Genomic DNA, 17,633 nt, shown 5'->3' on the forward strand with positions numbered 1-17,633 from the left:
CGAGGGCGGTCCGCGAGCAGGCGCGCTGTGGGAGTGTGACCGACTCCCCTTTCTGGTTCGGAGCCTCTCTGGAGCAGGAATACAGGCGGCGCGGCCCGGTTGTGAGCTGACCCTGCCAGCGGAGGACATATGGCTTGGAACCGCCTTCTTTGGCGCACACCGGTGCTCGTCAACGTGCAAGACACTCCCGAACCTGAGCCGATCCTCGCGGTCGATCAGGCCGTCGAGTTCCTGCTCAAGAGATGGCCCGGCCGCAAGACCAACGCGGTCTGGCAAGCCGTTAACGCCTGCTCCGGATGCATCCACGGTCAAGTCGGGCCCACGGTGGCAAGAGAAGCTTTCATTGCGGCTGTCAAAGATGCCGGGATCCGCGTGGAGGCGTGAACTGATCTTCTGCGTAGACGTTGCACTCGACTGAAAGGCCGCAGAATGGATGACAGAGAGGAAGGAATTTTTGTCTAGCGCTCTCCCCCTTATCTATCACCCGCCGTCGAGGAACCGATGACTTCATTTTCAAAAGAACCGGCGCCGCAACGCCGAAATCGCGTGGTCCTTCGCTTTCAGACCAAGCCTACGACACTCCACGTCAAGGTGGAGGTGACATCTTCTGGACTAATGGCGATAGGTGTCCTGGTCTCGGCCATTCTTCTGTCCGTTGTTCCGATCGTCCGTGCGTCGGGAAATGCCGCACGGGATCATCGGTAGGCATGTTCGCGCGGCCGGACGTTCGGCGCGTCGGTGAACCTCGGCCAAAATGCAACTGCGGGAGCGGCTCGTCTCAAGGGAGATCCCGATGGCAGCAACGACAGCACATGCCGATCTGACGACGCTACTGGCGAGCTGTTCGATGGAGATCACGGCGCGGGACTGCGAAGCCCGCGCCGTCGCGCTGGATCGGATGCCCAAGGGCTCTGAGATATTCGTTGCCGATCTTCCTGATCAGCCGCCGGAGCTCATCCTGGAAGCCGTGGTTGCGCTGCGGCGTGGCGGACTGGAGCCGGTGCCGCATCTGGTAGCGCGCAACTTCCGCAGCCGGGACGACCTTGACGACTTTCTTGCTTCCCTCGCAGGCGATGCGCAAGTGACGCGCGCGTTCGTCACGGGTGGAGATCGAGGTGAGCCCCGAGGCCCCTTCAACTCCGCGATCGATCTTCTGGAGACCGGGCTTCTGGCTTCTCATGGTCTGCGCCATCTCGCTTTCGCCTGTTACCCTGGTGGGCATCCGCGGATTTCGCTTGAGGTTCTGGACGCGGCTCTGCGCCGCAAGTTATCCATCGCCAGCGAGCGGGGTTTCGAGACCAGCCTCGTCTCGCAGTTCGCCTTTGACGCGAATCCGGTGCTTGCGATGCTCCGCCAGTTCCGCACGAGCGGCATCGAGGCATCCCTGAGGCTCGGGACGGCAGGGCCGAATACGCGTGACGTCCTCGTGAACCAAAGCCGAGAGCTGGGCATCTGCGACTCGCTCTCGCGGATCGCAGGCGGAGACGGTAGCGACCGGGTGACACCCGAACCATATCTTCTCCCGCTGGCACAAGCGCTTGCCCAAGAACCGGCTCTGGGTATCAGTGGCGCACATCTCTTCGCCTTCGGCCAGACCACAGCATCAATGAACTGGGTGGCCGCACAACGTGAGACGGCGGGTGCATAGAGCACCTTCTCGGCCCTTGGTCGGCCGCTTCTGTCCAGCGACATCCAATCTGGCCCGGCGTCGCTTCACATAAACCCTTGCCGGAAGGTGAGTAACCGGCCGGTTGTTACCGCGGTGACTGGGCCTTGATGCGGACGACGAGGTCTTCGTCGTCGACAAAGTCGTCGAGGAACGCATGCCAGGTTTCGGTGGTGACGCGGGCGTCCCTGAGCATGTCTTTCAGTTCGTCAATGCCATCGTCGGTCAGGGCGGTGATGGTCTCTTCCGCGCCGGTATAGACGCTGATGATCGCGCCGTAGGTCAGATTGTCGTCGTTGTAGACGATGGCTTCGAGAAGCTCGGGGTCTTCGCCCAGCATCCTGGCGACATGGTCGAGGGTGCAGACATGGGTGACGGTTGCCATCAGGCGGCCTCGGGCAACGCAGTGGTCAGCGGCGACCAGTTCCACGGCAGCAGCTCGTCGAGCCGATTGATCTTGTGATCATGGATGCGGGTCAGGATGTCGGCGAGATAGGCCTGCGGATCAAGGCCGTTCATCTTGGCGGTCTCGATGATGGTCATCGCGCGGGCCAGCGTTTCGGCGCCGGTGTCCGCCCCTGTATCGACCCAGTGAAGATCTGCTCATGCTACAAAGGAGAAGGTAGCATCGATCTTGGTCAACTGCCCGTTGGGGACCATTTACTCTCTCCTGCGGCCACATCTTCGAAATCATGAGCAATCGGCACGCGCGTCCCTGAGCGCTGATACCGTGCGCTTGCACCACGCGATCTCCGATTGGGAGCCGACGGACACCATCCGCAGTTTTTTTATTGAACAAGCCAACAATAATAATGTTGCGCATTCTCGCTCCCAGTGGCAGGCTGAATGAGCCAAGCCATGAAGGGGACCTCGATTGCCGAAGGTTGGAATGGAACATGTCCGCCGCCGCCAGATCATCGCGGCGACCAAGGCCTGCATCCACCGCGACGGGATCGTCCGGGCGAGCGCCAACCGGATCGCACGGGAGGCCGGGATAGCGCCTGCGCTGATCACGCACTATTTCGACGACAAGGACGCGCTGCTGGTGGAGACTTTCCGCAGCATCTACCGCGAGTTCACCACGGACATCCGCCGCAGGCTCGGACTGGCGCGGACGGCGCAGGAGCGGATGCTCTCGTTGCTCGAGGTGCAGATCTCCCCCTCCACCCTGACGCCGGAAGCGGTGACCACATGGTTCTCGATCTATGCGACGATGCGGGAATATCCGGTGTTGGAGCGGATCGAGCACGCCTATGACAGGCGTTTCCTCAGCAATCTGACCCATGCCCTGCGCGGCATGGGCCTGGAGGCGGGGGAGGCGCGGGACGTGGCGGAGGAGTTGTCGGTCTTCATCGACGGGCTTTGGCAGAACCTCGCCAATCCGGTGACCTTCTCGGCTGAGCGCGCCCGGGGCCTGCTCTACCGCTATCTTGACCGGCGGCTGCCGGGCTTCGCCTTCGCGCCCCCGCCGGATGAGACGGCCGCCCGGACCGCCGATGACCGCGGTCTCAGTGGGGAAGCGAAGCAGTTCCTCAAGGACAACCTGCCGATCTCGCCCGTGCGCATCTCCTCCGCGACCATCGTCGAGCTGCGCGCCCAGTTGGCCCAGCTTTACCGGCCCGAGGCCAAGGCCGCCGCGCGGGAGTTCGGCCTCAAGCTGGCGCAGGTGCGGGTCGGCGGCGTCGAGGCGCTGCAGATCGCGCCGAAGTCGGGCGCGGCCGTCCCCGCCTCGGCGCGGGTCTTCTACCTGTTTGGCGGCGGTTACGTCACGGGCGATCCCGAATCCGACCTTCCGATCAGCGGCAGGCTCGCGATGCGGCTGGGCGCCGCCGTCCTGTCGCCGCGGTATCGCCTGGCGCCCGAGCATCCGTTTCCCGCCGCCTTGGAGGACGTCTTGGCGGCCTACCGCGGCTTCGTCGCCGAGACACCGGCGCCTTTCTTTCTCGTCGGGGAATCCGCAGGCGGCGGGCTGGCGCTGGCGCTGCTCCAGGCGGCGCGGCGCGAGGGGCTGCGCCTGCCCTCGGCGGTGGCGCTTCTGTCGCCCTGGGTCGATCTCACCCATGGGCTGCCCTCGGCCAACGACGGGTTCGACCCAACCTTCACCCGGCGCAACCTCATGGAATCGGCGCGCCTTTACTCCGGCGCAGGGGCGGACCTCGCCGATCCGCGCCTCTCGCCGTTGTTCGGCGACCTGACCGGTATGCCGCCCGTGGTCATCACCACAGGAAGCCGCGACATCCTCCGGGAGCAGGCGCTCGCGCTTGCCGAAGCCCTCACCGCGGCCGGAACCAGCGTGGAACTGCATGATTGGCCGGGGCTCTGGCATGTCTTCGAGTTCTACCGCGCCCTGCCCGAGGCGGGCCAGTCGCTCGACCGCGTCGTGGCCTTCCTGCGCCACCATTCTCCCTCTGCACTGGAGCAAGCGTCATGAAAGCCGCGATCTTCCATGGACCTCACCACAGGCTGAGCATCGAAGAGACCTCGATCGCCAACCCCGGCCCCCGCGAAGTGCTGATCCGCACCGCCGCCGTCGGGCTCTGCCATTCCGACCTGCATTTCATCGACGGCCTCTATGGCCACGAGGCTCCGGCGGTTCTTGGGCACGAGGCCGCGGGCGTCGTCGAGAAGGTGGGCTCCGAGGTCCGGGGGCTGGAACCCGGCGACCACGTCATCACCTGCCTCTCGGTCTTCTGCGGCCATTGCGGCTTCTGCACCACCGGGCGTCCGTTCAACTGCGACCATCAGCACGAGACCCGGCGCCGCGGGGACGAGGCGCCGCGGCTCTCATTGGGTGAGCGAGAGGTGCAGCAATTCTACGATCTGTCGGCCTTCGCCGAGCAGATGCTGGTGCACGAGCATGCCGTGGTGCGCATCCGGAAGGACATGCCGCTGGACCGCGCCGCGCTGATCGGCTGCGCGGTGACGACCGGCATGGGCGCGGTGACCAACACCGCGCGGATCGAGGTGGGCTCGACCGTGGCGGTGATCGGCTGCGGCGGTGTGGGTCTTTCCGCGATCAATGGGGCCGCGATCGCCGGCGCGGGGCGGATCATCGCCATCGACGTGCAGGACGGCAAGCTCGACCTTGCCCGCAGTTTTGGCGCGACCGACACGCTGAACGCAACCGGCTGTGATCCCGTAGAGGCGGTGCGCGACCTGACCGGCGGCGGCGTCGACTATTCTTTCGAGGCGCTCGGGCTGAAGCGCACCTCGGAGCAGGCCTATGACATGCTGCGGCGCTCGGGGGTGGCGACGATCATCGGCATGTTGCCGGAGGGGGAGAAGCTGGAGCTGGACGGCGTGTCCCTGCTCTATGACAAGCGCATCCAGGGCTCGAACATGGGCTCCAACCGCTTCCGGGTCGACATGCCGAGATATGTCGACTTCTACCTTGCCGGCCGGTTGCACCTGGACCGGATGATCTCGAAGCGCATCCGGCTCGACCAGATCAACGAAGGCTTCGACGATCTCCGCTCGGGCCTCCTCGCCCGCTCGGTCATCACCTTCCCCGGCTGACGCGGCCACCGTCTCCGCTCTTCGCTCTTCGCTCTTCGCTCTTCGCTCTTCGCTCTTCGCTCTTCGCTCTTCGCTCTTCGAGAAAGTCCTCACACAACAGACAACAGGAAGACTCATGAAACACCTGACTGCCCTCGCCCTCGTTCTCTCCACCTCAGCGACACTGGCGCATGCCGACGCCGAAGCCTGCAGGACGGTCCGTCTGGCCGATCTGGGATGGACGGACATCATGCTGACCGACGCCACGGCCGGCCTGCTGCTGGAGGCGCTGGGATACGAGCCCAGCGAGACCCTACTCGGCCTCGATGTCGCCTATGTCTCGCTGCGCGAGGGCGACATGGACATATTCCAGGGCAACTGGCGCCCCGTCCAGGACGAGAACTACCAGGAGTTCTTCGACAAGGGCTGGGTCGAGGACTTGGGTGAGAACCTGACCGGCGCCAAATACACCCTGGCGGTGCCCAGCTATGTATCGGCGAAGGGCATCACCAGCTTCAGCGACGTGGCCGCGAACCAGGATATCTTCGGCGGGAAGATCTACGGCATCGAGCCGGGCTCCAACGCCCCGCTCCTCCAGATGATCAAGGAGGGGAGCTATGGTTTCGACCAGGACTGGCAGGTGGTGGAATCGAGCGAGGCAGGCATGCTGGTGCAGGTCCAGCGGGCGATCGCCCGCGAGGAGCCGATAGTCTTCATGGGCTGGGAGCCGCATCCGATGAACATCAACCACGAGATCACCTATCTCTCCGGCGGCGAGGCGGAATATGGCGAGAATTACGGCGGCTCGACCGTGCACACCCTGGCGCGCCCAGGTTTCACGGCGGATTGCCCCAATCTCGCCAAGTTGTTCTCGCAGCTGCGCTATACGCTGGACTACGAGAATTACGGCATGCGCCTGATGGTCGACGAGGGGGCGCTGCCCGAGGATGCCGCCCGGGCGATGCTCGCCGAGATGCCGGAGCTTCTCGACATCTGGCTCGAGGGGGTGACCACATTCGACGGCCAGGATGGAAGGGACGCTGTCACCAAGGCTCTTGTCGAATGATCGGCCAGTGCAGGCTGACGCTCGCCTGATCGAGCGCTGGCGGCCGTGGATGAACGCCAGCGGCCGCGCAGCCAGCTTTCGCCGCCGCCTTAACGGTCTCCGCTCTCCACCAGGACCGGAGCGAAATATCGCTTCTGGCGACCGCCGATGGTGATCGGCTCGATCATCTCGACGCATCTGCAATAATGTGCGGTCTGGCGGTGCTCCTCCAGCGCCGCTTTGCCGATCTGGAGGGGCGGGCTGAACGACGCCTTTGAAGGGTTGCTCGCAGGCCAAACTGCGCTTGACCGTGTCGGAAAGCCGGACGAAGTCGGCAGCGTGATCGCAGGACTGCTCTCCGATGATAACCGCTGGATCTACGCCCAGACGTCGAAGTCTCGGGCAGCTACATCATCTGACCCCAAGGAGCCCACATGCTTGACCACATCTTCATCTCGGTGAGCGACCTCGACCGCTCCATCGCTTTCTACGAAAAGGCCCTCGCCCCGCTCGGCATCGTCCATGCTGTCGACTATGACGGCAAGGATGGCCCTCCGGGTCATCCTGATCTCAAGGGATTCGGTGCAGACGGCCGGGTGTTCTTCTGGCTGCGCGCTGGTGTCGTCGAGGGCCGAGCCGTCCATATCGGTTTCGTCGCAACCGGCAAGCCCCAGGTGGATGCTGCGCATGCCGCAGCCCTCTGCGCGGGCGCGCAGGAGCTGCACGGGCCGGGTCCGCAGCTTCACTATGATCCGCGCTACTATGCGGCTCAGGTTCGGGACCCCGATGGCTACAGCCTCGAGTTCGTCTACAAGGATTGGCAGCACCAATCACCCAGCTGATGATCGACGGCGCCTCGGGTATACCGGGCGCATGGCGGCGGCATGTGCCACGGTCGCCGGTCGGCCCGTCCTCGCGGCCACCCTACCGATGACTTGGCCATATCGCCCGCCCCGGATCTCGGCAACATCCGGGGCAGATCCAGGAGAACGAAGCCTAAGCGTCAGCCAGCAGCGTCAACGATCTTTGTGTCGGACTGGCGGTAGCGGAATTTCACATCGGTCAGGCCTGCGGCGTCGGAAAGCTCCGCCGCAAGCAGCTGGGCCGGAAAAATGTCAACTAAGGCCTGCAGGATCAGGTTGTCGAAGCGGGCGACGCGGATCACCGTCAGCGCTGCGCCATCGTCGATATCGTCGCGGCTGGTGACTAGCAGCGTCGGGCAACCGATCCGGTCCAGTTCGCGGGCGATCTCGACCTCGCGCCCGTCGCCGAAGAGGACGACGCCGGTCGTGGCATCCATCGCCTCCATGGGCCCGTGCAGATAGTGGCGGGTGTCATAGGCCGACGCGGGAATACGCGCCGCTTCCCGGATCAGCAGCGAGGCTCCATCGGCGGTGCCGAGCGAGGCCCCTGCCCCGACGCAGTCGATGGCGCGCCGGTCTCGGAACAGGTCGGCCAGACGATCCATCTTGGCCGCCGCGGCCTCCAGCGCCTGTTGCGCCGTGGCAGGAAGCGCATCCCAATCCGCGGCCTCGGCCTTCGTCAGCGCTTCGACCGCCAGCCCCGCGGCGAGCAGCGTCGCGGTGTAGCCGGTGCTGGAGGGCGTGGCGTCGGAACCGTTCGCCAGCCGGATATGCTGATCGGCCGCCTGCGCCAGCGGGCTCTCCGGGCTGTTGGTGATGGCAAGGCTCGCCGCGTCGGGCGCCTTGCGCAACGCCTCCACCGTCTCGACGCTACGACCGCGGTGGGAGAGCGCGAGAATGGCGTCGGCGAGATCGTAGCCCTGCATCATGTCGACCGAGCGGAGCGCGAAGGCGCGCTTGCCCTGCCGGTTCAGCTCGCCGGTAACCACCACGGCGGCGGCGAAGCTGGCGCCGATGCCGGTCACGGCCAGCGTCCCCATCCCCAGCTTGGAGACGTCCAGCCCGGCGACATCGACGCGCGCCGCTGCGAGGCTGTCGGCAAGGGACTCGGGCTGGCGGGCGACAGTTGATCGGTAGCTCATGGATAGGCCTTTCAGTAGATCAGGAAGATGGGGCGGCGAGCGCCGCGGGAGCGGAGGTCGCAAGCAACGCCTCGGCAAGGGTGAGCGCGCCGGTGACCGGCGCGACGGTGCAGAGCAGCGGCGTGACCCGGCCGTCGCAGAGCCGCAGGACGCTATCCGAAAAAGCCCGCCAGAGCCGGTCCTGCGCCACGATCACGCTGCCGCCGGCCACGACGCTGGTCGCCGTCGCGCCGCGACCGCGCAGGCGGGTGACCAGATCGGCGAGGGCCAGCCCTGCCTCGCGGATCACCTGCTCGGCGAGCTGCGAGCCCTGATCCGCGGAAGCGAAGATGATCGGGGCATGGGCGCCTACCGAGGAGGCGCCGCCAGAGGCGCCCAGCCGACTGCCGATGCGCGCTGCCGTCGGGATCTCGAGCGCGGCGAACAGCGCGACGACCAGCGGCTCGGCGGGGCTGCCGCCGCGGTCGAGATGCAGTGCGACGGCGCGGGCGGCCTCGCGTACGAGGCTGGCGGAGCCGCCCTCGTCGCCGATGATCCAGCCCCAGCCGCCGGCCACCAGCATTTCGCCCGCCCCGGTGCGCGTCACGGCCACGGACCCGGTGCCGGCGACCAGCCCGATCTGGCCCTCGAGCCCGAGCGCGGCAGGCATCAGCTCGGCATCGTTCACAACACGGACAGGCACGGGGGTGCGGGCGGCAATGGCGCTTTCGAAGGCCAGGCATTCCGCGAGATCGTCACAGCCATGCGCGCCGATGCCTAGGGCAGCAAAGGCCTCGCCGCCGCAGAAGCCGGAGATCAGCTCGAGCAGGGCCGCCGCGTCGCGATCCCAATGACGGTGACGCCATTGCGCCGTCGGCAGGATCAGGTCGCGCTCGGCGCCTGCGCGGCGCAGCCGGATATGGGTCTTGGTGCCGCCGATATCGACGCCGACCACGGGAAGCGAGCTCATGCAGGCAGGCTCCCGCTCTCGCGCAACCGCTGCCCCTCGCTGTCGAACAGCAGGAATCGGGCGGGGTCGAGCGCAGCGTGGCAGGTGGTGAGCGTGGGATCGAGACGGCGTACACCGCTGCGGATCACCAGCCGCTCGCCCGCCGGCATGCTGCCGTGGATATAGGTCACGTCGCCCAGTTCCTCGACGAAATCGACGGCCACCGGCAGCCCTTCCCCGGCCTCGGCAAGCCGGACATGTTCGGGGCGGATGCCCAGCGACAGCTGCCTGATCGAGGGGTCGAGACCGCGGAACGGCAGGATCAGCCGCGCATCGGCGCCTCCGGGGCTTGTGACGGTGACATGGGTCGGCGTCACCTCCGCCACCTCGGCCGACATCACGTTCATCCGCGGCGAGCCGATGAAACCGGCGACGAACAGGTTGTCCGGATCATCGTAGAGATCGAGCGGCCGGCCGAACTGCTGGACGATCCCGCCGTTCATCACCACCATCCGGTCGGCCAAGGTCATCGCCTCGACCTGATCATGGGTGACATAGATCATCGTCGCTTTCAGCCGCCGGTGTAGCTCGAGGAGTTCGGCCCGCATCTTCACCCGCAGCTCGGCATCGAGGTTCGACAGCGGCTCGTCGAACAGGAACACCTTCGGCTCGCGCACGATGGCCCGGCCGATGGCGACCCGCTGCTTCTGCCCGCCCGACAGCTGCCCGGGCCGGCGATCCAGAAGTTTGTCCAGCCGCAGGATAGCCGCCGCCCGGGCGACGCGGTCGCGGATCTCGGTCTTCTTCTGGCCCGCCATCCGCAGGCTGAAGCCCATGTTTTCCGCCACCGACATATGCGGGTAGAGCGCATAGCTCTGGAACACCATCGCCGTGCCGCGCTGCGCCGGGTCGGTCTCGTTTACCCGGGCGCCCTCGATGCGGATCTCGCCGGAGCTCACGGTCTCCAGCCCGGTGATCATCCGCAGCAGCGTGGACTTGCCGCAGCCCGAAGGTCCGACGAAGACGATGAATTCGCCCGAGCGGATGTTGAGGTTGATGTCCTTGAGGACGCTGACCGTGCCGAAGGTCTTGGTGACGGCCTGAATGTCGAGTTGTGCCATGATGTTCCTGCTTGTCTCAGCCCTTCGAGCCCTGCATCGCGATGCCTTCGACGATCTTGCGCTGGAAGATCAGGAAGAAGATCAGGGGCGGCACGGCGGCCAGCAGGTTGGCGGTCATCACGACATCCACCGTCTGGTGCGAGAAGGGCGCGTTGAACAGGCCGACGACCTGCCCGACGGTATAGGTTTCAGGGCTTGGCGCCACGATCAGCGGCCAAGTGAAGTTGCCCCATGTTTTCATGAAGGTGAGGATCGCCAGCGTCACCAGCGCGTTCTTCGACAGCGGCAGGGCGACATGCCAGTAGATCTGGAAATGGCTCGCCCCGTCCAGCCGCGCCGCCTCGATCATCTCGGCCGGGATGCTGCGCATGAACTGCACCAGCATGAAGAGCCCGAAGGCCGAAGCCAGCCCCGGCACCACCAGCCCCTGCATCGTGTTGAGCCAGCCGAGATCGGCGACCAGCAGATAGGTCGGGATGATGGTGACGGCGGTCGGCACCATCAGCGACAGCATGACCACGCCGAACAGCAGGCCCTTGCCCGGGAAGTCGAACAGCGCGAATTCGAAGGCCGCCATCGACCCGAACAGCAGCACGCCGAGAATGGTCAGCAGCGCATAGGTGACCGAGATGTAATAGGCGCGCAGATACTGGGTCTCGGTCAGGATCATCATGATCTTGTCCCAGCCGGCGCTGAACGAGGTCGGGTAGAGCCGCGGGTTGATCGACACCGGCGCGCCCGGCTCGGCGAAGACCACGTTCACCATCCACCAGATCGGGAAGACCGCGACGATGGCGATGCAGATCGCCACCACCCATTTCAGCACCGCCCAAGTCCACAGATCGGCGACCGCCCAGCGGTGTCCTGAGGCGCTCTCGCTTGCAGCCGTCATTTCGGAGCCCTCCAGGCGCGCAGGGCGAACATCGCGGCGGTGAACAGCACGATGATCGCGGTAAGGATGAAGCCATAGGCGGCGGCCTGACCAAAACGGACCGAGCCGAAGCCGCGCCCCATCATGTCCATCACCGGGAACAGCAGCGCCCCGCGACGCCCGCCGTAGGAGGTGAAGGAAGACCCGGTCAGCAGCCAGGGCACGTCGAACACCTGCAGCGCCGAGATGAAGCCGTAGGTCACCACGAAGAACAGCACCGGGGCCAGCATCGGGATGGTGACGTGACGGACCTGCTGCAGCCGGCTGGCGCCGTCGAGACGCGCCGCCTCGTAGAGATCGGCGGGAATGCCCTTCAGCCCGGCCAGCAGGATGACCATGTTGAACCCGGCCGAGACCCAGATGTCGACCACGATCAGCGCATAGATCATGGTGTCGGTGTCATTGAGGAAGTTCACCGACGGATAGCCGAACCAGCCCAGCACCATGTTCACCAGGCCGAAGTTCGGCGCATACATCCAGCGCCAGATGGTGGCGGCCAGGAAGGCGGGCAGGATCACCGGCAGGAAGAAGGCGCTGCGGAAGAAGTTCGACCAGGCCCCGGTGAAACTGTCGACGAGGAGCGCGAGACCGAGCGCAACGACGATCCCCAGCGGCACCGTCATGACGATGTAGAAGACCAGGTTTCCCATCGCCCGCTCGAAATCGCGCGAGCCGAGGATGTCCTGGTAGTTCTTCAGGCCGACGAACTGCGGATCGGTCGCCGCATTCCAGTCGTGGAAACTGTAGAAGAGACCGCTGCCGATCGGGTAGAGGAAGAACACCGCGAACAACAAGAGGAAGGGCAGCACCATCCCGTAGTGCGGCAGGTAACGTCTGGTAAACATGGGGTAACCCGTCAGGTCGGCGGGTGGCGGCGCATCGGCCGCCACCGGCGGGGGCTCACTCGGCGAGGCAGTCGTTCAGTTCGGCGACCAGCTCTTCGGCGCCCTCTTCCGGCGTCATGTCGCCATCCGCGACCGCAGCGGCGTTGTCGGTGACGATGGAGCGGTAGCAGTTCGGATAGGCGCCGACGAAATAAGGCGGCATCACGTCGATGGCGTATTTTACCGCTTCCACCGAACGCGCGATCAGCGGCAGTTCGGCGACCGAAGCGTCAGCCATGGACGCAGCATTGCCGTTGTAGCGCGACAGCAGGCTGGCCCAGCGGACCATCTGTTCCTTCTCGGCGACATAGGCGGCGAATTCCCAGGCGATCTGCTGGTTCTCGCCCGGCGCGACGCCGAGGATCTCGTAGCTCTTGATCCCGCCGTGCTGGCCTTCGGTCATGCCCGGCACGAGAACGAAATCGTATTTCAGACCCGAGTCCGCCGCCGCCTGCTTGTAGGTCGGATCAACCCACGGACCGACTACATGGAAGGCCAGCTGGTTGGTGATGAACAGATCCTTGGTGCCTTGGTCATTGCGGCTGGAGCCGCTGTTCAGCGGCGCCATGTCGACGAAGAGCTGCAGAACCTTGGCGTAGGTCTCCGGCTGGATACGGGTGGTCTTGCTGTCGAAGTCGATGCCCCAGCCGTCCAGATCGCCGACGATGGCGTAGGTGCTGGCGACGGAGTTGAACACCTGCGTCTGGTCCGGCATGGCGAACTTGCCCGCCTCCTTCACCTTCTGCATCTGCGCATACCACTCGTCCCAGGTGGCGGGCGGAACGCTGGTGTCGATCCCGGCCTCTTCCAGCACGGTCAGGTTGCGGAACATGATCTCGCCGAAGCCGGTATAGGGCAGGCAATACATCTCGTCCGGCGCCGGGCTGCAGCTGGCGATCGCCTCCTTGTCGAACTGGTCGCGATACGCCTGCGGCATCGCCATCCACTGGTCGTGGATGTTGGCAAGGGCGCCGACCTCGACCAGTTGCGCGCCGACGGCCAGGCCGTTCATGAAGACATCCGGCAATGTGCCGGAGGCGGCGCCGGCAATCTGCCCGGCGGTCAGGTCATCGTCGCCCTTGCCCGAGATGTTGATCTTCACGCCGGGATGCGAGGCTTCGAACTCGGTGACGAATTCCTGTTGCAGCGCCAGCGCCTCACCCTGGGCGAAGTCGGAATAGACCCAGTATTCGAGCGTCTGGGCCATCAGCGGCGCAGCAGAGACGGAGCCGAGGAGTGCGAGGCAGGCGGTGCTGGTCTTGAATATGGACATGGATGCTACCCTGTTGACGGTGTCGGGGGGGTGGGGCGGATTCCGCATGCGGTTCCGGCCTCTCTAGTTTGTTAGTTACGTTAACAAACAAAATAGACAAAGCAATCCATTTTTTCGCACGGCCTGTGATCAGGCCCTGAGTTCCCCCACCAGACCTTCCAACGCCCGGTCGACGACCAGCTTCTCGATCCCCAGCACCGTGGCGTCGGAGCCGAGCGTGCTCGTCCTCACCTCGACCGGATAGCTCAGCCGGTTCGCCACCTCCTCCACCCTCGGCGCAAGCCGCGGATGGCCGCCCACGCCGCCGCCCAGCACCACGATGCCGGGATCGACCACCGCGACGCAGCTCGCGACGATGGCCCCGATATCCTCAGCATGCCGGGTGACGGCGGCCTGCGCCGCGCCGGAGCCCGACTCGGCCCGGGCCAGCAGATCGCTGGTGTCGGCGGGCGCATCGCCCTCTCCTGCGGGCCAGCCGTCACGGACCCGGCGCATCAGCGCCTCGGTGCCCATGTAACGCTCGATCTCGCCCGGCTCGGGACGCGCATCGCCCGCGAGGGGAAAGGCCAGATGGCCGATCTCGCCCGCCGCCCCGTTGCGTCCGCGCAGTAAGCGACCCTCCAGCATCAGCCCCATGCCGATCTTCAACCCGACTTGAACATAGGCGAACGTCGCGGTTTCCTGCGCCGCGCCATAGACATGCTCGGCGACCGCCGCGCAGTTCACGTTGTTCTCCAGGATCAGCGGCGCGCCTTGCGGCGGCGCGAAGCGCGAGAACAGCTCGTCCTGCCGCGTCGCCACCGTATCCTCCCCCGGCCCGACCACCCGGGACGGAAGCGCGATCCCGAGGGCGCGCAGCGGACCCCAATCGGCCTGCGCCACCGCCATCGCCGCCGCAACCTCGTCGGCTACCGCTGCGCTGATCTCGGCCCCGAGCATCAGCTGGCTCGAGGGCAGCCGGTAGACCCGGCTGTGCAGCAGGCGGCAGTCGATGGTCGAAACCCTTAGCCGGATATGGGTGGATCCGGCGTCGACGGCGATGACATGGCCTGCCGCGGTCCCGACGCGATACATCGCCGCCTTCCGCCCGAGCGCGCCCTGCACCTCGCCGACGCGGTCGACATAGCCGATGCGCTCCAGCTCGGACATCGCGGCCGACATGGTGGGACGTGACAGGCCGAGCGACTGGCCGAGTTGGGGCCGGGTGGCCGATCCTTGCAGGGCAAGAAGCCGGAAGATGGCGCGGGCGCTGGCCGTGAGGGTTGCGCCGGAGCCGGTGTCGGAAGCACTCGCCACAATCAGACCCTTTCCTTTGTTCCGATAATTTACCAATCTCTTAGGCATAAGCAGCGCGGGGTGCAAATCCGGCGCGCCCCTCGCCGGAGACAAACCGATGACAGCCGCCCCCGCCGCTCCCGATCCGGGATATGACTTGCCAGCCCTCCCCGGAATGCGTCTGGATGAGATCCAGACCCCGGCGCTGGTCATCGACATGGCCGCGCTGGAGCGCAACCTCGACTGGATGCGGACTTTCGTCGAAGAGCGCGGGCTGCGCCTGCGCGCCCATGCCAAGACCCACAAATCGGCCGATCTCGCGCGGCTGCAGATCCAGACCGGCGGGGCCTGCGGCATCTGCTGCCAGAAGGTGTCGGAGGCCGAGGCCATGGTGCGGGCCGGGATCACCGACATCCTGATCGCCAACCAGGTCCGCGATCCCGCCAAGCTGGACCGGCTCGCCCGGCTGGCGAAACGAGCGCGGATCCTGCTCTGCGTCGATGATCCCGGGGCGGTGCCGGATCTCTCGGCCGCAGCCGTCCGGCATGGCGTGACCATCGAGGTTCTGGTCGAGATCGAGTGCGGCGCCGCCCGCTGCGGCATCGCCCCCGGCGCCCCGGCCCGCGACCTGGCGCTGCGGGTCGCCGCCGCGCCGGGGCTGCGCTTCTCGGGGCTGCAGGCCTATCAGGGATCGGCCCAGCACCTGCCGACCGAGGCGGCGCGCGGCGAGGCCATCGCCCGCGCCGAGACCGTCACCCGCGAGACGCTGCGGATGCTGGGCGAGGCCGGGCTCGCCTGCGACATCATCGGCGGCGCCGGCACCGGCAGCTTCCCCTTCGAGGCGGCGTCGGGGGTGTGGAACGAGCTGCAATGCGGCTCCTATGTATTCATGGACGCCGATTACCGCCGGGTGCTCGGGGCCGATGGCAACGGCTTCGAGCAGGCGCTCTTCGTGCTGGGCTCCGTGATGAGCCGCGCGCCGGGCCGCGCGATCTGCGACGCGGGCCTGAAGTGCTTTTCCGTCGACAGCGGGCTGCCGGTGGTGGCGGACCGGCCGGGCATCGCCTTCACCGGCATCTCGGACGAGCATGGCCACCTCGCCGACCCGGAGGGACGGCTGGCGGTCAACGAGAAGCTCCGGCTGATCCCCGGGCACTGCGACCCGACCTGCAACCTGCACGACTGGTATGTCTGCCTGCGCGACGACCGGGTCGAGGCGCTCTGGCCGGTGACGGCCCGGGGCAAGGTGTTCTGACGTCGCTTCCCGGCGCTCCGATCAAGCAGATTTTCCGCCGAACAGGGCCACTAGGCTGCGCAAGCTGAAGGAGGGCGAGGTGACGGCCGAGCTCTTCGGCTTCCTCACCTGCGAACGAGGTGGGTCCGGTGCATCCTAAGGCCATGCCGGTGATCCTGACCGAGCCCGAGAACTGGCGGCTCTGGCTGACCGCACCGGCCGAGGAGGCGCTGCGGCTGCAGCGCCCGCTGGCCGGTGGCCGGTGGGCGTCAGAGCGCCGGCGCGCTGTCGACCTCAAGGGCGTTGAAGCGCGCGAATTGCACCTCTTCGCCGGACTTCAGCCCTTCGAAATGGGGGAAGCGCTCCGCAAGGTATGCCTGCGGTGAGGACCGTCTGCTCTGACTAAGTTAATGGTCGTAAGGCATTGCCTTGTGGCATGCGCTTCAGTTGTTTCACCAATCGAGATCTTCGCCGCCGATGAGGTTGGCCGTCGTCGGCACTGGTCAGACGAGGACAAGGTCCGGATCGTCGAAGAAAGCCTGCGCGGCTGCTGGCAGGGTTCGGCAACGGCCCGGCGGTATGGGATTTCGCGGTCGCTGCTTTCGATCTGGCGGCGCGAGTATCGCAGCGGGACGCTTGGTGCGCCGGATATGGGCGGCGGTTTCGTGCCGCTGGTGATGGAGAGCGCCCCGTCTGAGTCTGCGGAACGGCCCTCGCGAGAAGCCGAGGATGTCCGGATCGACATCACGCTGACGAACGGGCATCGCAACTGGCACTGAAGTCCAGCAGGGGCTGGGGCGTGATCCGCATGCCTCGGTCGCGGCAGGCGACTGGAAGGCGGTGGCCGTCGGCAAGCCGCTGAAACGCTTTGCCGATACGGTGGTGCCGCCACTGCCATAGCCTTGACACAAGCCTAATTAATGTATATACAATAATCGTGCTGATGATCGTTTGGGATGAGCCGAAGAGGCAGAGCAACCATGCCAAACACGGCTTGGATTTTGCTGATCTGGATGAGGATTTCTTCCTGAGTTCAATGGTGGTTCCGGCGAAAAACGGTCGACAAATGGCGATAGGCCGGCTGGCGGAGGGCGCGGTCGCCGTGGTGTTCCTGGTTCTGGGCACGGAAGGAGTGGCTGTAATCTCCATGCGTCCGGCCAGTCTGAAGGAAAGGAGCGTGCTATGATGAGGAAGCGTTCGAACAACCCCGATGAGACCGAGGTGCAGAGCATGATTGCCAGCGACGCCGACGCGCCCGAGGCCACCGCAGATCAACTTGCTCAGGCGAAGCCGTTCACCGAAGCGTTCCCGGCGCTGGCCGAGGCGATGCGCCGGAATGTGGGCCGTCCTCCATCGGACAACGCAAAGGTCGCGGTCTCTCTTCGCCTGGATCAGGATGTAATCGAGAAATTCAGAGCCACCGGGCCAGGCTGGCAGTCGCGGGTGAACAGGGCCCTTCGGGAAGCTGCCGGGCTAAGCTGAGCAATCAACCGGCACACGCGCTTGCGAGGCGCCGAGGTTCTAGCCCTCGGAAATCATCTCGTAGGCCGCCAGCATGTCGCTGATCGCCCTCTTGTCGCCGGCGCCGATCGTGGCGTCGTCATAGTAGGTCTGGCCGGTAAAGTGGAGAATGACTTCCTTAGAGTCGGCAATCTTTCGGAGCAGAACAATCTGATCGGCGGTGGGAACCTCGTCAAACCATTCCCAGAATTTCGGTGTCATTGTCCCGGAGAAACTCGCCGCGGTAGAATGGCGTGGTTTCGCCGTTGATATAGA

General features: G+C 65.7%; 20 protein-coding genes and 1 pseudogene. 11 read left to right on the forward strand and 10 right to left on the reverse strand.

Features of this window, described 5'->3' with window-relative positions:
- Window positions 1-129 precede the first annotated feature (129 nt).
- A complete protein-coding gene (locus tag C5F48_RS16075) occupies window positions 130-384 on the forward strand; it encodes a DUF982 domain-containing protein (protein WP_107664898.1) in 255 nt (84 codons plus the stop codon).
- Window positions 385-793: 409 nt separating this feature from the next.
- On the forward strand, window positions 794-1,648 hold the full coding sequence (locus C5F48_RS16080; RefSeq protein WP_107664916.1) for a methylenetetrahydrofolate reductase: 855 nt from the start codon (window positions 794-796) through the stop codon (window positions 1,646-1,648).
- Between the two features lie 106 nt (window positions 1,649-1,754).
- On the opposite strand, the gene C5F48_RS16085 is transcribed toward C5F48_RS16080, so the two are convergent.
- Together C5F48_RS16085 and C5F48_RS16090 are read right to left on the reverse strand one after the other, a co-directional pair.
- Complete coding sequence (locus C5F48_RS16085) at window positions 1,755-2,051, reverse strand: hypothetical protein (protein WP_107664899.1); 297 nt, start codon at window positions 2,049-2,051, stop codon at window positions 1,755-1,757.
- A pseudogene (locus C5F48_RS16090) lies at window positions 2,051-2,260 on the reverse strand (transposase domain-containing protein); the annotation flags it as partial. The pseudogene C5F48_RS16090 and the gene C5F48_RS16085, both read right to left, overlap by 1 nt.
- Before the next feature lie 295 nt (window positions 2,261-2,555).
- Here C5F48_RS16090 and betI point away from each other — a divergent pair.
- The 4 genes from betI (at window position 2,556) to C5F48_RS16120 (ending at window position 7,048) form a co-directional block, all read left to right on the forward strand.
- Entirely contained in the window at window positions 2,556-4,097 is a 1,542-nt protein-coding gene (betI, locus tag C5F48_RS16095) for a transcriptional regulator BetI (RefSeq protein WP_107664900.1), read from the forward strand.
- Window positions 4,094-5,182 carry a Zn-dependent alcohol dehydrogenase gene (locus tag C5F48_RS16100; RefSeq protein ID WP_107664901.1) on the forward strand — a complete coding sequence of 363 codons (1,089 nt, stop codon included), beginning with the start codon at window positions 4,094-4,096 and terminating at the stop codon, window positions 5,180-5,182. Before betI ends, C5F48_RS16100 begins: the two co-directional genes overlap by 4 nt.
- A 115-nt stretch (window positions 5,183-5,297) precedes the next feature.
- The gene (locus tag C5F48_RS16105; protein ID WP_107664902.1) at window positions 5,298-6,227 is read left to right on the forward strand and encodes a glycine betaine ABC transporter substrate-binding protein; all 930 of its coding nucleotides are present in this window, start codon (window positions 5,298-5,300) and stop codon (window positions 6,225-6,227) included.
- A 413-nt stretch (window positions 6,228-6,640) separates the two neighbouring features.
- Window positions 6,641-7,048 (forward strand): VOC family protein, encoded by a 408-nt coding sequence (locus tag C5F48_RS16120; protein WP_107664903.1) that lies wholly within the window; start codon window positions 6,641-6,643, stop codon window positions 7,046-7,048.
- A gap of 161 nt (window positions 7,049-7,209) precedes the next feature.
- Here C5F48_RS16120 and C5F48_RS16125 read toward each other — a convergent pair whose 3' ends face one another.
- The 7 genes from C5F48_RS16125 to C5F48_RS16155 all read right to left on the reverse strand — a co-directional run bounded on the left by C5F48_RS16125 (window position 7,210) and on the right by C5F48_RS16155 (window position 14,644).
- Window positions 7,210-8,211 (reverse strand): SIS domain-containing protein, encoded by a 1,002-nt coding sequence (locus C5F48_RS16125; RefSeq protein WP_107664904.1) that lies wholly within the window; start codon window positions 8,209-8,211, stop codon window positions 7,210-7,212.
- Between the two features lie 19 nt (window positions 8,212-8,230).
- Window positions 8,231-9,160: an N-acetylglucosamine kinase gene (locus tag C5F48_RS16130; protein ID WP_107664905.1), complete on the reverse strand. Its 930-nt coding sequence runs from the start codon at window positions 9,158-9,160 to the stop codon at window positions 8,231-8,233.
- On the reverse strand, window positions 9,157-10,260 hold the full coding sequence (locus C5F48_RS16135; protein WP_107664906.1) for an ABC transporter ATP-binding protein: 1,104 nt from the start codon (window positions 10,258-10,260) through the stop codon (window positions 9,157-9,159). The genes C5F48_RS16130 and C5F48_RS16135 overlap by 4 nt, the downstream gene beginning before the upstream one ends.
- Window positions 10,261-10,276: 16 nt before the next feature.
- Window positions 10,277-11,152 carry a carbohydrate ABC transporter permease gene (locus C5F48_RS16140; RefSeq protein ID WP_107664907.1) on the reverse strand — a complete coding sequence of 292 codons (876 nt, stop codon included), beginning with the start codon at window positions 11,150-11,152 and terminating at the stop codon, window positions 10,277-10,279.
- Window positions 11,149-12,036, reverse strand: coding sequence for a carbohydrate ABC transporter permease (locus tag C5F48_RS16145; RefSeq protein WP_107664908.1), 888 nt, complete (start codon window positions 12,034-12,036; stop codon window positions 11,149-11,151). The genes C5F48_RS16140 and C5F48_RS16145 overlap by 4 nt, the downstream gene beginning before the upstream one ends.
- A gap of 55 nt (window positions 12,037-12,091) precedes the next feature.
- Window positions 12,092-13,348 carry an extracellular solute-binding protein gene (locus C5F48_RS16150; protein ID WP_107664909.1) on the reverse strand — a complete coding sequence of 419 codons (1,257 nt, stop codon included), beginning with the start codon at window positions 13,346-13,348 and terminating at the stop codon, window positions 12,092-12,094.
- A gap of 129 nt (window positions 13,349-13,477) precedes the next feature.
- Window positions 13,478-14,644, reverse strand: coding sequence for an ROK family transcriptional regulator (locus tag C5F48_RS16155; RefSeq protein ID WP_245941500.1), 1,167 nt, complete (start codon window positions 14,642-14,644; stop codon window positions 13,478-13,480).
- 97 nt (window positions 14,645-14,741) lie between these two features.
- Between C5F48_RS16155 and C5F48_RS16160 the strand changes: the two genes are divergently transcribed.
- From C5F48_RS16160 to C5F48_RS16180, 5 genes are all read left to right on the forward strand, one after another.
- Complete coding sequence (locus tag C5F48_RS16160; RefSeq protein ID WP_107664911.1) at window positions 14,742-15,878, forward strand: DSD1 family PLP-dependent enzyme; 1,137 nt, start codon at window positions 14,742-14,744, stop codon at window positions 15,876-15,878.
- 149 nt (window positions 15,879-16,027) lie between these two features.
- Window positions 16,028-16,243: a hypothetical protein gene (locus C5F48_RS26095; protein WP_245941501.1), complete on the forward strand. Its 216-nt coding sequence runs from the start codon at window positions 16,028-16,030 to the stop codon at window positions 16,241-16,243.
- Between the two features lie 45 nt (window positions 16,244-16,288).
- A complete protein-coding gene (tnpA, locus tag C5F48_RS16170; protein WP_245941502.1) occupies window positions 16,289-16,636 on the forward strand; it encodes an IS66-like element accessory protein TnpA in 348 nt (115 codons plus the stop codon).
- 164 nt (window positions 16,637-16,800) lie between these two features.
- Complete coding sequence (locus C5F48_RS16175; RefSeq protein ID WP_245941503.1) at window positions 16,801-17,043, forward strand: BrnT family toxin; 243 nt, start codon at window positions 16,801-16,803, stop codon at window positions 17,041-17,043.
- On the forward strand, window positions 17,040-17,339 hold the full coding sequence (locus C5F48_RS16180) for a BrnA antitoxin family protein (RefSeq protein WP_107664914.1): 300 nt from the start codon (window positions 17,040-17,042) through the stop codon (window positions 17,337-17,339). The genes C5F48_RS16175 and C5F48_RS16180 overlap by 4 nt, the downstream gene beginning before the upstream one ends.
- Before the next feature lie 39 nt (window positions 17,340-17,378).
- Here C5F48_RS16180 and C5F48_RS16185 read toward each other — a convergent pair.
- On the reverse strand, window positions 17,379-17,633 hold a 255-nt coding region (locus C5F48_RS16185; protein WP_219907808.1), incomplete at its 5' end, for a hypothetical protein.

This window comes from Cereibacter changlensis JA139 (genome assembly GCF_003034985.1).
GTDB classification, from domain to species: Bacteria; Pseudomonadota; Alphaproteobacteria; order Rhodobacterales; family Rhodobacteraceae; genus Cereibacter; species Cereibacter changlensis.